Annotated in this window: 14 protein-coding genes; 4 read left to right on the plus strand and 10 right to left on the minus strand. The window is 71.1% G+C overall.

The features are described from left to right. Positions 1-122 precede the first annotated feature (122 nt). Entirely contained in the window at positions 123-263 is a 141-nt protein-coding gene (locus G554_RS17710) for a hypothetical protein (protein WP_211220457.1), read from the plus strand. Between the two features lie 53 nt (positions 264-316). Here G554_RS17710 and G554_RS0109425 read toward each other — a convergent pair whose 3' ends face one another. From G554_RS0109425 to hemE, 7 genes are all read right to left on the minus strand, one after another. After that, positions 317-1,087 carry an HhH-GPD family protein gene (locus G554_RS0109425; RefSeq protein ID WP_036925426.1) on the minus strand — a complete coding sequence of 257 codons (771 nt, stop codon included), beginning with the start codon at positions 1,085-1,087 and terminating at the stop codon, positions 317-319. 150 nt (positions 1,088-1,237) lie between these two features. Then, complete coding sequence (hemL, locus tag G554_RS0109430; protein ID WP_027587691.1) at positions 1,238-2,554, minus strand: glutamate-1-semialdehyde 2,1-aminomutase; 1,317 nt, start codon at positions 2,552-2,554, stop codon at positions 1,238-1,240. A 25-nt stretch (positions 2,555-2,579) separates the two neighbouring features. Further along, positions 2,580-3,590: a porphobilinogen synthase gene (gene hemB, locus G554_RS0109435; protein ID WP_084648451.1), complete on the minus strand. Its 1,011-nt coding sequence runs from the start codon at positions 3,588-3,590 to the stop codon at positions 2,580-2,582. Next, positions 3,587-4,348, minus strand: a complete 762-nt coding sequence (locus tag G554_RS0109440) for a uroporphyrinogen-III synthase (RefSeq protein ID WP_027587693.1) — start codon at positions 4,346-4,348, stop codon at positions 3,587-3,589. The genes hemB and G554_RS0109440 overlap by 4 nt, the downstream gene beginning before the upstream one ends. Further along, positions 4,345-5,388, minus strand: coding sequence for a hydroxymethylbilane synthase (hemC, locus tag G554_RS0109445; RefSeq protein WP_051232822.1), 1,044 nt, complete (start codon positions 5,386-5,388; stop codon positions 4,345-4,347). Before hemC ends, G554_RS0109440 begins: the two co-directional genes overlap by 4 nt. Before the next feature lie 157 nt (positions 5,389-5,545). Then, positions 5,546-6,961, minus strand: coding sequence for a protoporphyrinogen/coproporphyrinogen oxidase (locus tag G554_RS0109450; protein WP_036925338.1), 1,416 nt, complete (start codon positions 6,959-6,961; stop codon positions 5,546-5,548). 25 nt (positions 6,962-6,986) lie between these two features. Next, the gene (hemE, locus tag G554_RS0109455) at positions 6,987-8,051 is read right to left on the minus strand and encodes a uroporphyrinogen decarboxylase (protein WP_027587696.1); all 1,065 of its coding nucleotides are present in this window, start codon (positions 8,049-8,051) and stop codon (positions 6,987-6,989) included. A gap of 85 nt (positions 8,052-8,136) precedes the next feature. Between hemE and G554_RS15695 the strand changes: the two genes are divergently transcribed. The 3 genes from G554_RS15695 to G554_RS0109470 all read left to right on the plus strand — a co-directional run bounded on the left by G554_RS15695 (position 8,137) and on the right by G554_RS0109470 (position 12,410). Next, positions 8,137-9,531, plus strand: coding sequence for a glutamyl-tRNA reductase (locus G554_RS15695; RefSeq protein WP_051232977.1), 1,395 nt, complete (start codon positions 8,137-8,139; stop codon positions 9,529-9,531). Positions 9,532-9,629: 98 nt separating this feature from the next. After that, complete coding sequence (gene hemQ / locus G554_RS0109465) at positions 9,630-11,639, plus strand: hydrogen peroxide-dependent heme synthase (RefSeq protein ID WP_027587697.1); 2,010 nt, start codon at positions 9,630-9,632, stop codon at positions 11,637-11,639. 69 nt (positions 11,640-11,708) lie between these two features. Further along, positions 11,709-12,410: a hypothetical protein gene (locus tag G554_RS0109470; protein WP_036925342.1), complete on the plus strand. Its 702-nt coding sequence runs from the start codon at positions 11,709-11,711 to the stop codon at positions 12,408-12,410. A gap of 35 nt (positions 12,411-12,445) precedes the next feature. Here the strand turns inward: G554_RS0109470 and G554_RS0109475 are convergent, their stop codons facing one another. From G554_RS0109475 to disA, 3 genes are all read right to left on the minus strand, one after another. Then, the gene (locus G554_RS0109475; RefSeq protein WP_027587699.1) at positions 12,446-12,673 is read right to left on the minus strand and encodes a helix-turn-helix domain-containing protein; all 228 of its coding nucleotides are present in this window, start codon (positions 12,671-12,673) and stop codon (positions 12,446-12,448) included. A gap of 1 nt (position 12,674) precedes the next feature. Further along, positions 12,675-13,319: a hypothetical protein gene (locus G554_RS0109480; RefSeq protein WP_027587700.1), complete on the minus strand. Its 645-nt coding sequence runs from the start codon at positions 13,317-13,319 to the stop codon at positions 12,675-12,677. A 113-nt stretch (positions 13,320-13,432) separates the two neighbouring features. After that, positions 13,433-14,596, minus strand: coding sequence for a DNA integrity scanning diadenylate cyclase DisA (disA, locus tag G554_RS0109485; protein WP_084648452.1), 1,164 nt, complete (start codon positions 14,594-14,596; stop codon positions 13,433-13,435). Between the last annotated feature and the right edge of the window lie 22 nt (positions 14,597-14,618).

The following is a 14,618-nucleotide window of genomic DNA, read 5'->3' on the forward strand; positions in this document are numbered from 1 at the left end:
ATCAACGGCAGGCTCGAGCACCTGCGCGGCTCGGCGCTGGGGTTCCGCAACCTGACCAACTACATCGCCAGATCCCTGCTCGAGACCGGCGGGTTCAGACCCCGACTACACCCTGGATTCGGATGAGCCGGTATGCCGCCGCTCTTGAGGTGTGGGGCGAGAATGCCACTGCGGTGACCGTGCTGACAGTGCACTGCTTCGCCAGGCCAGGTGTGCTGGTGGAGATCGAAGCACTTGCCGTTGTTCAGGAGCGGCGGGTGTGACGCTGCAGTGGGATCTCGGTGGCGGAGGTGAGGTCTTCGGATCCCCCACCAGCTCACAGCCTCAGAGTCGAGCCCTTCTGGTGGACCAGGCCGTCGTCGAGCAGTGAACCGAGACACTTCTCGGCCTGGTGGCGGCTGGGCCAGGCCGCCAGCGCCACCTCGATCTCCACGCCGGCGGCGCTGTTGCGCACCAGGTCCAGAATGACCCCGCGGCACTGCCGGTCGGTGCCCTTCCAGGGCTGCCCGCGCCTGACCGGAGCGCCGTCCAGTGGCTTGCCGGCGACCACCCAGCGGCAGTGCGCTGCCACCGGGCAGAGCTGGCACGACGGCGTCCTGGCGGTGCAGATCAGAGCGCCCAGCTCCATCGACGCCACCGCCCAGCGGGCCGCATCGGCGTCACCGTCGGGAAGCCATCGGGCTGCCAGCTCGCGGTCGGCCCGGGTGGTCGCCGAGGCGCAGTTGGCCACTCCCCTCTCCACCCGCGCCAGCACCCTGCGCACATTGGTGTCCAGCACCGCGGCCCGGCCCCCGAACGCGAACGACACCACGGCAGCAGCCGTGTAGTCCCCGATCCCCGGAAGCCCGATGAGGTCCTCGTACCTCGAGGGCACCACGCCGCCGTACTGGCGGGCGATCGCCACCGCACAGGCGTGCAGTCGAAGCGCCCGCCGCGGATATCCCAGCCGCCCCCATGCGGCCACCGCGGCACCGGGCTCCTCCTCGGCCAGATCATCGGGGGTGGGCCATCGTTCCATCCACTGAGTCCACGGGGCCACCACCCGGGCCATCGGTGTCTGCTGGCTCATCACCTCACTGACCAGCACCCCCCACGGCGTCGTCCCCTCACGGCGCCAGGGCAGATCCCGGCCGTGCTCGGCGTACCAGTCCGAGCAGGTTCCCCGCAGCTCGGACCGCTCGACATCGGTCAGCGGTCCGAGCCGGGCCTGCCCGGCCGATGCAGGAACCTCGGACACTCAGCCGATGACCTTCGCGGCCGCCCGACAGGCACTCGGCAGCGCCGAGGAGAAGACCTCGAGAGCCTCCTCATCGTGCGCATCGGAGAGGAACCAGGCCTCGAAGCAGCTCGGCGGAAGATTCACCCCGGCATCCAGCATGGCGTGGAAGAAGGCGGTGTAGGCCCCGGAGTCCTGGGCCTTGGCCTGCTGGTAGTCGGCCACTCCGTCGCGGGCCGGTGCCGAGCCCAGGAAGACGCTGAACAGGTTCGAGGCGTTGTTGATGACGAACGGCACCCCCGCCCGCTCCAACTGCTCGGCCAGCACCTGGCGCCAGGCCTCGGAGCGGTCATCGAGGCGTCGGTACACCTCGTCGGTGGCCAGCTGCAGGGTCCGCAGGCCGGCAATGGTGGCCAGCGGATTTCCCGACAGGGTGCCGGCCTGGTACACCGGCCCGGTCGGGGACAGCAGGTCCATCACCTCGGCGCGCCCGCCCAGAGCCGCCAGCGGCATCCCCCCGCCGACCACCTTGCCGAAGGTGAACAGGTCAGGCTGGTAGCCCTCCCCGCGCTGCTGCTGGAACCCCCAGAATCCCGAGGGCCCGCACCGGAAGCCGGTGAGCACCTCGTCGAGGATCATCAGCGCGCGGTGCTCGGCGGTGATCCGCCGGATGGCCGCATTGAACCCGGGCCGGGGAGCCACCACTCCCATGTTCGCCGCGGCGGCCTCCACGATCACCCCGGCGATCTGGTCCCCGCGGGCCGCGAAGGCGGCCTCCAGGGCGGCCTCGTCGTTGTAGGGCAGCACCAGGGTGGACGCCGTGATGCCGGCCGGCACGCCGGCCGAGCCCGGCAGGCCGGCGGTGGCCACCCCCGATCCCGCCTCGGCCAGCAGGCCGTCGGAGTGGCCGTGGTAGTTACCGGCGAATTTGATGATGATGTCTCGCCCGGTGGCTCCCCGGGCCAGCCGGATCGCCGTCATGGTGGCCTCGGTGCCGGTGGACACGAAGCGGATCTTCTCCGCCAACGGCACCCGGGCGCGCACCTCCTCGGCCAGCAGTGTCTCGGTGGCGGTGGGGGCCCCGAAGGACAGCCCGCGGGCGGCGGCGTCCTGGACGGCCTCGACGACCTCGCGGCGACTGTGGCCCAGCAGGGCCGGACCCCAGGTGCAGACCAGATCCAGGTAGCGGGTGCCCTCGGCGTCCCACAGCCAGGGGCCCGCGGCGCGTTCGATGAACCGCGGCACCCCGCCGACGTTGCCGTAGGCCCGTACCGGAGAGTCGACCCCTCCCGGTATCACCGAGCGGGCCTCGTCGAAGAGTTCAGCGTTGCTGCTCACAGCAGTCCTTTCGCAGATGGGGGGATCAGTACCGGAACCAGTCGGCGGCCTCGATGGCGAAATAGCTGAGGATGACATCGGCCCCGGCCCGGGCGATCGAGGTGAGCGACTCGGTGATGCACCGCTGGCGGTCGATCCAGCCGTTGGCGGCGGCGGCCTCCAGCATCGCGTACTCCCCGGAGACCTGGTAGGCGGCCACCGGAACCGGGGAGATCTCGGCCACGTCGGACAGCACGTCCAGGTAGTGGGAGGCCGGCTTGACCATCACCATGTCGGCACCCTCGGCCAGATCCAGCAGGGTCTCGCGCATCCCCTCACGGCGGTTGGCCGGATCCTGCTGGTAGGTCTTGCGGTCGCCCTTGAGGGAGGAGTTCACCGCCCCGCGGAAGGGTCCGAAGAAGGCCGAGGCGTACTTGGCGGAGTAGGCCAGGATCGAGACGTCGGTGAACCCCTCGGCGTCCAGCGCGTCGCGGATCACCGCGATCTGGCCGTCCATCATCCCCGAGGGGGAGACCAGGTGGGCGCCTGCGCGGGCCTGGGAGACCGCCATCTCGGCGTACAGCGGCAAGGTGGCGTCATTGTCGACCCTGCCATCGGGGGTCAGCGCCCCACAGTGGCCGTGGTCGGTGAACTCGTCGAGACAGGTGTCGGCGCAGATCACCAGGTCGTCGCCGACGGCGTCTCGCACCGCGGCGATGCTCCGGTTGAGGATCCCCTCGGGGTTCCAGGCCTGCGATCCGATCTCGTCCTTGCGGGTCGGGACCCCGAACAGGTCGATGCCGCCGATGCCGGCCCTGACCGCCTGCTCCGCCAGCGTCCTGATGGACTCGGTGGTGTGCTGGAACTGCCCGGGCAGGGTGGAGATCTCGCGGGCCTCGTCGATCCCCTCGGCGACGAACGCGGGAAGCATCAACTGGGCGGGATGGACCCGGGTCTCGGTCACCATCCGGCGCATCGCCGGAGTGGTGCGCAGACGCCGTGGCCGGTCCACCGGGACCAGGGCGGGGTTGAGCTTGCGATCTGGGAAGGACGTCATGACAGGACACTTTCTACTGCGGCGAGGATGCCCTCGGGAGTCGGCTCGGAGGCGACCGCCGAGGCGGGATGTCCGAGCTGTTCGAGGGTGGCGGCGGTGGCGTCGCCGATGGCGATCGGGTGCTGGCGGGGTTTCCAGGCCAACCCGGCTCGGGTCAGCAGGCCGTCCAGAGCCCGGGCGATCGAGGAGGAGGTGATCACCACTGCGCCGAAGGCCGGCCAGGCCTGGGCGATCACCGTCGGCAGGGTCTCCAGCGGCTCGGTGGTGTAGAGATCGACCCGCTCCACCTGGCAGCCCTTGGCGGTCAGTCCCTCGGCGACGGTGCCGGCAGCCAGGGCCGAGACGGGCAGCAGGACGCGGCTGTGCGGGCAGTCCCAGGCCTCCACCAGCCCGGCTCCCGACTGGGTCTGGGGGATCAGGCAGACCTCGACGCCGTTGTCGGCCAGTGCTCGTGCGGTGGCCCGGCCGACCGCGGCGACCTTGACTGCCAGGTCGGTGAGCAGCCCGTCGGCGGCCAGCTGGTGGACGGCCCGCTTGCTGGTGAGCACCAGCCAGTCCTCGGTGCCGGCACCGGCCAGCCATCGCGAGACGGCCTCCAGGGCGCCGGGCAGTGGCACGGTGCGGGTGACGGCCTGGTGGATGACGCCGAAGCCGGCTCCTTTGAGGGCATGGCCGATGGCGTCGCCGGCGGAGTCGCGGGGCAACAGCACCGGCGGGCGGATGATGCCGGCGGAGTCCGGGGTGACCACTGAGCTCATCGGATGGCCTTCGAGGCGTGCAGGTCGGCGACCCCGCCGGCTCCCTGGTCCAGCAGATCGGCCGCGACCTGGAGGCCGAGGGTGTGGGCGGCACCTGCCAGGGTGGCCACGGCCTCAGGTGTGGTGGGTGCCGCATCCAGCAGGTTGACGGGAAGTTCCAGCCCCGCCTGGCAGCGCACCGACCGGGTGCCGTCGACGGAGATGACGGCCGCTCGCAGGTCCAGCACGCCGGACTCGACCCGGGCCAGTGCCCCGACCGGGGCCGCACAGCCCGCGTCGAGTCCGGCCAGTACCGCACGCTCGGCGGTGGCGGCCAGCCGGGCCGCCAGGTCGTCAATGGCCATCAGCGCCCGGGCCAGGTCGCCGTGCCGGGCGTCGGCTGCCCGGCACTCCACCGCCAGCGCGCCCTGGGCGGGGGCGGGCAGCATGACGTCGAAGTCCAGGATCTGGCAGATGTCCTTGCCCCGTCCCAGTCGGCCGAGTCCGGCAGCCGCGACGACGACGGCATCCAGATCCTGGCGTCCGCCGAAACCCTTGACCCGGCCGACCCGGGTGTCCACATTGCCGCGGATGTCGACCACCTCGAGATCTGGCCTGGCGGCGCGCAGCTGGGCCGCCCGGCGAGGCGAGCCGGTCCCGACCCGGGCTCCCTCGGCCAGCTCCGACAGGGTCAGCTCGTCGCGGGCCACCAGCGCGTCGTGGGGGTCCTCGCGGGCCGGGATGGCCCCGATCGCCAGTCCGAGCGGCTGGCCGGTGGGAAGGTCCTTGAAGGAGTGCACCGCCAGATCGCAGGCTCCCGACAGCAGGTCGGTGCGGATCGCGGAGGCGAAGACGCCGATCCCGCCCATCTTCGACAGCGGGGTGTCCACCACGTCGCCATGGGTGGTGACGTGGACCAGTTCGACATCCAGCCCGTGGCGGTCCAGCGCGTGGGCGACCATCTCGGACTGGGTGGTGGCCAGTCGGCTGGCGCGGGTCGCCAGCCGAACCGAGGTGCGCGGGTGCTGGGCTGCGGGCGCTCTCCCGGGTCGTCGACTCATATCCGCCATCCTCTCACGGCCCCGATGCTCCAGGACCGGGCCGGCTGGGGCCACCGGCTGGGACAGTGGCCCGGTCGGGTGCGCAGATCACTCCCCAGACGGGGAGTGATGCATCTCCAGCTGCAGGAAGGGCCGTCTGCGGAGTGATCTGCGCAGCTCACACCAGCCTCGCGGCGGTCTGGCGGGCATGGGGGACCAGGGCGGCGATTCCCGAACCGGATGTCCAGGCGCCGGTCAGCCCCAGACCCGGCTGCTCTGCGACCTGGGCGTGCAGCCCCTGCACCCAGGCTCGGGTGGCCGGGGTGGTGGGGGCCAGCGCACCGGTCCAGTGGATGATCTGGGAGGCCACCAGCTGGTCGGCGCTCAGCGGCACCCCGGTCAGGGCGCTGGCATCCGACAGCGCCTGGTCCACCGACAGATCCTGGGCCGCCTGGCCCGAACGGCCGTAGCTGACCCGCAGCAGGTGGAGCCCGTCGGGGCACGAGGCCGTCAGGCTGGGCCACTTGGCCGACAGATGGGTGAGCGCCTTGGCCGCCACACCGCGCGATCCGGCCGCCACCAGCATCCCGTTGCCCCTGGGCCCGGAGTCCAGCTCAGGTGCCTGGAGGGCCAGGTTGACGTGGGCGATCGGGGCTCCGGCGACCAGCTCCGGCCCGCTGGTGTCGATGACCTGGGACAGCAGCGGCCGAGCGGTCACCGCCGAGCAGGCCACCACGACCCGTGGGGTGCTGAACTCGACCGGCTGCCCGTCAGGCTCAGGGGGCAGCGAGGGATCGGCGGCGCGATGGGTGGCCGCGGCGCGAACGACCCAGTCGTCACCCCGCCCGCTGCCGGCCGGATGTGCCAGCGAGCTGGCCCCGGTACGGGTGAGGATCCGGCCACCGGCCTGCTCGATCTGATCGGTGAGGGTCTGGGCCATCAGGTACATCCCGCCGGCCACCGAGGCCACCGGCGAGGTCACCGGACCATCGCCCTTGATGAGCGAGACCGCAGCGGCCAGGCCGCCGGTGCTGCGTACCGCAGCGGTGAGGCCGGGGGAGACCACCTCGGTGGCCAGCAGGTGCGGATCGGCGGCATGGATACCGCCGGCGATCGGCGCCACCAGACGCCGCAGCACCTCGGCCCCCATCCGCAGCTCCACCAGGGAGCCCAGATCGCTCGGCAACTGCTCGGGCAGCGGCGCGGCATCCAGCTGCGCGGCCCGGGAGAGCACCTCAGGTCCCAGCGCGGCGACCACATCGGGTGCCCAGAGGTCGGCGGGGATACCGAGAATCGCGCGCACCGGCATCGCGAAGGGGCCGTCGTCGAACCACACCCAGCTGGGCGCCGACCGCGGGTACTCGACGGTTAGGCCGAGCTCGCCGGCCAGCTTCTCGGTGTCGGGGACCCGCACCGCCCAGCCCTCGGCGCCGATGTCATATCGGACGCCGGCGATCGTCGATCCGGCGACCAGCCCTCCGGTGTATCCGCGGGACTCCAGCAGCACCGGCTTCAGCCCTGCCCTGCTGAACTGCCAGGCGGCCACCAGTCCGGCCATCCCGCCACCGATGACGACGGCGTCAACCCTGTCCATCAATGCCTCTCCGATAAGCGATTTCCTAGAGCGAGTGAACGAACTCGACCAACCTCGTCAGGGTATCCGGTTCAGTGGTGGCGGGGACGCCGTGGCCCAGGTTGACCACGTGGCCGGGCGCCGCCCGACCGGCCTCCACCACCTCCCGGGCCTCGCCGTGGAGGGCCTGCTGGCCGGCGAACAGCATCGCCGGGTTGATATTTCCCTGCAGCGGCATGGCTGCTCCTGCCGCGCTCAATGTCTGGTGCACCTGGTCGAGCGGGACCCGGTGGTCGACACCGAGCACCGGATGGTCGGAGGCTGCCGAGGCCACCTGCGCGAAGGCCACCGCCAGGTGGTTGGCGTTGACCCCGAAGTGAATCACCGGCGTCGACCGGTCCAGACCGGCCAGCGCCCGCACCGAGTGCGGGGCGACGAACCGTGTGTAGTCCCGCGCCGACAAGGATCCGGCCCATGAGTCGAAGAGCTGCACGGCGCCGGCCCCGCCCGACACCTGGGCTGCCAGGAAGGCGGCGTCCAGGTCGGCGACCCAGGCCATCAGCCGGGCCCAGGAGTCCGGGTCGGCGTGCATCATCGCCCGTGCCGCCAGGTGGTCGCGGGAGGGCCCGCCCTCCACCAGGTAGGCGGCGATCGTGAAGGGGGCCCCGGCGAATCCCAGCAGCGGGGTGGCGTCGCCGAGTTCGGCGACCACCAGCCGGGCGGCCCGCGTGATGGCAGCCGTGTCGCCGGGTGCCCGGGAGGTGAGGGCATCGACCTCGGCGGCGGTGCGCACCGGTTCGTCGAGCACCGGGCCGACGCCCGGCTCGATCCGCACCCCGACCTCGGCCAGTACCAGCGGCACCATGATGTCGGAGTAGAGCACCGCGGCGTCCACGCCGTGACGTCGCACCGGCTGGCAGGTGATCTCGGCGGCCAGCTCGGGATCCAGGCAGGACTCCAGCATCGTGGTGTCGGCCCGCGCGGCGCGGTACTCCGGCAGGGAGCGGCCGGCCTGGCGCATGAACCACACCGGTGGATGGGCGGTGCGGTGGCCGGTCAGGGCCGCCAGGATCGGGGGAGTCGCTTCGGTCTGGGTGCTGTGCTCAGTCATCGTCTCGATTCTGCCGCATGGTCGCACCTGCGTCGGCGTCTGACAGTCGGTCGTGCTTGAATGGGTCGCCGTGGGTCTGTGCATCATCTCCGTGGATTACGCCGAGCAGAGTCTCGGTGCCGTTTCGAACGCCGCCGGTCAGCTGGACGGGCTCGGTCTCACCCTGACCGACCTCCCTCAGGTGCGTGGCGCGATGGTGCTGTCGACCTGCAACCGGGTCATGGTGCTCGCCGAGACGGCCCCCGGGGTGGCCCATCCCGGGCAATTGCTGCGGGAGCTGCTGGCCGAGTCCGGCGCCCGCGACCTGGCTGCCGCCTCCGCGGTGGAGGGGGATGACGCCGTCTGGCGGCTCTTCCGGATCGCCGCCGGTCTGGAGTCGATGGTCACCGGGGAGCGCGAGATCGCCGGCCAGCTCAAACGGGCGCTGAGCTTCGCCCGCACCCAGAACACCGTCACCCCGCTCATCGGCCATCTGGTCGAGGAGTCCCTCAAGACCTCCCGCAAGGTCGCCACCGGAACCGCGCTGGCCAGCAGCGGCCGCACCGTGGTGGCCGTCGGACTGGACCTGGTGAGCGACCTCGTCGATCTCGCCGGCGCCACCGTGCTGCTGATGGGCACCGGCTCCTATGCCGGGGCCAGCTGCGCCCAGCTGGCCGGCCGTGGCGTCTCCCACATCCTGGTTCATTCCTGCTCGGGGCGGGCCGAGGGGTTCGCGGGCAGCCACTCCGGTGAGGACTGTCAGATCGTGGCCGTCGACGACGGCGGGCTGGCCCGGGCGCTGGCCGAGGCCGATCTGGTCGTCACCTGTCGGGGCCATGGCGTCCCGGCGTTGACCAGGGCTCTGGCCGAGCAGGCGGTGCGGGACCGAGGCAGCCGGGACCAGCGGCGGCAGGATCGGGCCGGAGACCTCGTCGTGCTCGATCTCGCCCTCTCCGGCGATGTCGAGACCCCGGTCCCCGGAATCCGCGTCATCGACCTGGCGACCATCCGCGAGGCCGTCCCGGCCGAGGTCTCGGCCGACCGGGCAGCCGCCGAGAGGATCGTCGCCCAAGGGGTTCAGAACCTGGCGATGGACCTGGAGAGACGCCGTCTGGCACCTGCCGTCGTCGCCCTCAGGGACTCGCTGTCCAGCCTCGTCCAGGCCGAGATCGACCGGCTCCCGGCCGGCGGATCGGTGCCGGTGGACCAGGCCGCCCAGGCGCTGCGGCGACTGGCCGCCTCGATGGCCCACATCCCCTCGGCCAGGGCCCGGATCGCCTCCGAGCACGGTCTGGGGGACAGGTGGCTCAACTCGTTGTCGGATGTGCTGGGCATCGATGTCGAGGTCGACGACCATATTCTCGATCTCAGCGGCCTGGCCACCACCGGCGCGCTGACCTGCCCGGTCACCGGGTTGAGCGTCGACGACCTGGCCCCGGCGAGCCCGCGACCAGCCGATCCGGCCACCACTGACCTGGCACACAGCGAGGAGCGTCGATGAGCCAGTACACCCCCGACCACGCCGGCAGCGACCCGCTGAATCCCTACGACGCGGTACTGGTGGCCTCCTTTGGCGGCCCTCGGGGCCGCGATGAGGTGATGCCCTTCCTGCGGCGGGTCTCCAACGGCCGGATCCCCGACTCCCGACTGGCCGATGTCGCCGAGCACTACTACCGGTTCGACGGCGTCAGCCCCATCAATGCCGCCAACGACGCCCTGGTGGAGTCGCTGACCTCGGCATTGCGCTCGCACGGCTCGCAGCTGCCGGTGGTGCTGGGGGACCGCAACAGCGCCCCCTGGTTCACCGAGGTGGTCGCGACCCTGCACGACCGTGGCGCCCGGCGCATCCTGATGCTCCCGACCGCCGCATTCGACTCCTACTCGGGCTGCCGCCAGTACCGCCAGGACGCCGATCGGGCGATTGCGGATCTCGGCCTGTCGGACCTGGTGATCGACAAGGTGCCACCCTTCTACCCGGTCGAGGGGTATGCGATCGCCAACGCCCAGGCGCTGATGGCAGCCTTCTCCCAGATCCCGCCGACCCCGCTGGACGCCACCCGGGTGGCCTTCGTCACCCACTCCATCCCGATGTCGATGCTGGCGGCATCCGGCTCCGGGCAACCCGGCACCGACTACGTCTCGCAGCACCAGCAGCTGTGCAACCGGGTCGCCGAGATCGTGCGCCAGCGGTTCGGGGCGATGCCCCAGTGGGAGCTGGTCTACTGCTCGCGTTCGGGCCGTCCCACCGACCCATGGCTGGAACCCGACGTCAACGACTACCTCGCCACGCTGCCCGGACAGGGCGTGCGCTCGGTGGTGCTGGCCCCGGTCGGATTCATCTCCGACCACATGGAGGTCGCCAACGACCTGGACCACGAGGCGGCCGAGACCGCCGAGGAGCTGGGGCTCGCGGTCTCGCGGGCCGCCACGGCCGGCACCGATCCGGTTTTCATCGCCGGGCTGGCCGATCTGATGGTCCGGCAGGCCCAGGCGGTGCGCGGCTACGGCGACCTGCCGCCGAACTGGCTGTGCCCCTGCGAGCAGCAGCGCTCCGACGACGGGGAGTACCTGCGCGGTGGCAGAACCCTGGTGGACGAAGAGGGGGGCCACGAAGACCACGGTCATCGGGAGCAGGCCTCTGAGTCCCGCGCCCGTCACGGCGAGCCGCAGCAACCCTCCGAGCCGGCCGACGTCACCCCCCAGAGGGCGCAGGTGACAGCACGGGCCGTGGCCGATCAGCCCACTGCGGAGTCCCCCGCCACCGACTCCCCGGCCGCCGAACCGCCCGCAACCGAACCGCCCGCCGACGACGTCAGCAGCAACCAGCCGGCACCCGAGGAGACCACTTCAGTGGACACCACGTCACACAGCCCAGCCGCCGATGGCACCTACACCACTCCCACCGACTCCCGCGACCACCCCGTCGACCCGGCGCTGGTCAACAAGGCCAGCCTGTGGGGGATGTACTCGGTGTTCAAGGTCACCACCCCACTGCCGGCCGATCCCACGGCTCGCGCCGAACTGGTCGACGGGTCGGTGGCCTGGGTGGACCAGGCCGGCGCCGACACCCGCGGCTGGTACGACCTGTCGGGGCTGCGCGCCGACGCCGACCTGCTGGTCTGGTGGACCAGCGATGACGCCGCCGTCCTCCAGGACAGCTATCACCGGTTCGTGGCCACCGGCCTGGGACGTCACCTGACGCCGGTCTGGTCGAACCTGGCGGTGCACCGCCCCGCCGAGTTCAACAAGTCCCATCTGCCGTCCTGCTTCGCCGGTGTGGCGCCGCGCCGCTGGGCCTGCTTCTACCCCTTCGTGCGTACCAAGGACTGGTACCTCCTGGACCCCAAGGACCGCTCGGCGATGCTGCGCGAGCACGGCATGGCCGGGGCCGCCAGCCCCGACGTCAAGGCCTCCACACTGGCGGCCTTCGCGCTGGGCGACTACGAGTGGATCCTCACCCTGGAAGGTGACGATCTGGCCCGGTTGGTCGACGTCATGAAGGACATGCGCTACGTCGAGGCACGGCGTCACGTCGACATCGACACGCCGTTCTACACCGGCGAGCGGGTCGACCCCGACACCTGGGCGGCCCGCCAGCTCAGCGAGTGAGACCAGGAACCGGGACCGGTCGGCCGGGGCCGGCCGGTGGGGTCATCCGACTGACGCGGGGAGATTGACATGCGTGGAGTACAGCACCCGATGGGACCGGAGTCCGAGGGGGTCTACTGGAGACGCCGCGCCGGGCTGGTGGGCGTCTCGGTGCTGGTCCTGGTGCTGCTGATCTGGCTGGTGGGCCGGGGCCTGGGAGGCCGTTCCGACAGCTCTGCGGTGCAGGCCACACCGAGCGTCACCTCCATCAACCCGTCGTGGACCGACACCGTGTGGGACACCTCCACGCCCACCCCGAGCCCGGTCGACTCCAGCTCGGCGGCCATCCCGGCCGGATCGACCTCCGGCAGTGCAAGCCCCACGCCGACCCCGACCCTGGCCGGCTGTCAGCTGTCGCAGCTGCGTTCGGCGATCGCAGCGCCGTCGAGTGCGGTCAGGCGCGGTTCGAGCGTGCCGCTGACCGTCACTGTCACCAACCAGGGCAAGGCCGGCTGTCTGTGGGATCTCAAGACCCTTCCGGTGGAGGTGACCATCACCTCCGGGTCCGACCGGATCTGGTCGACCGCCGACTGTGCGGCTTGGGGGCCCAGCGGATCCCACCCGATCGCGGCCGGCAAGCAGTGGCATTTCACCGTGAAATGGCCCACCCAGCGCTCGACCTCCGGGTCCTGCACACCGGCCAGCGAGGAGTTGGGCACCGGAACCTATGTCGCCACCACCACCGTCAAGGGCGGGGCGACCCGCAAGTTCGTGATGCACCTCACCGCCTGAGACCGCCGGGAGCCCCAGGCCGGGCCTCCCGGTCCTCAGTCCTGGTGCACCACGAGCAGCTCGCCCACCTCGCAGTCGAGGGCGGTGCAGATCGACGCCAGCGTGCTGAACCTGATGGCGCGCCCGCGATTGTTCTTGAGCACCGAGAGGTTCGCGTAGCTGAGGTCGACGCGCCTGGCCAGGTCGGTGAGAGTCATGCCGCGCTCGGCCAGAAGCTCGTCGACGCGGCAGTGGACCGTGCCGGGCCGGATCCGTCCCGGCATCTCAGATGGTCCCTTCCAGATCCAGACGCAGCTGCCGGGCCCGCAGCACCAGCCAGCCGCCCAGTGCGATCAGCAGACCGATCATGATGAGCGGCCAGTCCGAGGAGGCCCAGTCCGGCGAGTCCGGCAGCAGCCATGCCGGGTGGCCATTCCCCCAGGCGGTGGGCAGTTCGGCAGACGCCACCAGGAGCTCCTCGGCGCGGGCCTGAATGCCTGGACGAGCGACACCGGCGGCGATGGCCACCGCGGCGACTGCGAACATCGAGATGGCCACCCCCAGTCCGAAGGGTCTGCCCCGCAGCATCTGGACGGCGAGCAGCAGGAGGACCAGGCAGGTGAGGCCGCCGACGAGGAAGGGGATGAGGGAGGCCGCCATCTGGAGCGAGCCGGCCCGGCTGGTTCCGTGAGCCGCACACAGCTCGACGAATGAGTACTGAGCATCCGCTCCCTCGAACTCGGGTCGGGGGAGTGGCGGCAGGCTGCCGGCGATCCGGACGTCCATGCATGTGGAGCTGTACCTGAGCGAGTCCTGGGTCATTGCTCCGTACAGCAGGGTGGCCATGATGCCGAGACTCGAGATGACAATGACGACGATCAGCACGCTCCTGGACACGACCTTGCCGGCGCGATCGGCGGGTTGGGCCATGATGCCTCCTCGGTGGCCGCAATATCGATGATCGATATATCGCTTTTCAGTATAGAGCGCGGTCGAGTTGACTTCCGGCAGTGTCCTCAGTGCAGGCCGGGGGCGGCCGGTCCTCAGCGCAGTCCGGGGGCGTTCCCCTCGAATATCCGCTCCAGGGCGGCCCGGATGCTGCGCGCCCGGGCCAGTCCGATCCCCGGCAGCTCGCTGAGCTCATTGGTGCCGCTGGCATAGAGGGCCGGCAGGGAGCCGTAGTGATCGACGATCGTCTGGGCGAGCCGCGGCGGCAGGTCACCGATGGTTGACAGCTGACGGTGCCCACGAGGGTGAAGCACCATGGTGGCGGGGTAGCGCTTCGGGTCGAGGCCGATGGTCTGGGCGACCAGGCCGGGACTGCCCAGATCGTCCCAGGACAACTGGCGCAGCCCGGCCAGGCTGAAGTTCCAGGGTTCGACCTCCTCGGGCCGGTAGTCCTCGACCAGCAGCCGGGTCTGCTCATCGACCCCGGCGTACAGCTCGTCGCGCTGCAGCCCGACCAGCCGTCCCTCCACTCCCAGCGCCGAGACGTAGCCACGCACCTCGGCGTCGATCCGCCTGGTCATCTCGACCCGCTGGGCCACCGCCGCGACGTCCTCGACGGTGGCGACGTCGTGAACCTCCAGAACGGTGAGCCGGGCGGCGGTGTCGACCAGCCGTCCCCGGTAGCTGGCCAGCGTGTTGAGGGCCTGGTTCGCCCGGGTCAGCAGGGTCTCAGGCTCCTCGATCCGGTACCGGTTGCCGTCCAGGAAGACCGCCAGGGTGCTCATCGACGCCGACGCCACCACCACCGGGACGCCGGTCTGCCGGGAGACCCGGTCGGCGCTGCGGTGCCGGGTGCCGGTCTCCATGGTGGGCAGTGAGCCATCGGGGACGAAGTGCACCGCCGCCGCCAGGATCCGTTCGTGGTCGCTGGACAGGATGAGTCCGCCGTCCATCTTCGACAGCTCGCGCAGTGCCTGGGGGGTGAGCTGCACGTCGATGGCGAAACCACCGGTGGCCACCTTGCGGACCTCAGGGGTGTCACCGAGCACGATGAGGGCGCCGTTGCGGCCGTGCAGAATCCTCTCCAGACCGTCGCGGATCGGGGTTCCCGGGGCCAGCAGAGCCATCAGATGGCGCACCTGCTCGGGACGGTCGTCGGCGGGTTCGTCCTGGCCTGCCTGGAGCCCCTCGAAGGGGCCATCGTCGAACCGGTCTCCTCCGGGCCGCGCGCCCCCGGTCACAGCTGCCTCGTCAGTCATGTCTCGACTCTAGAACCTCTCA

The organism is Acidipropionibacterium thoenii DSM 20276, from assembly GCF_000423445.1.
Lineage (GTDB): Bacteria > Actinomycetota > Actinomycetes > Propionibacteriales > Propionibacteriaceae > Acidipropionibacterium > Acidipropionibacterium thoenii.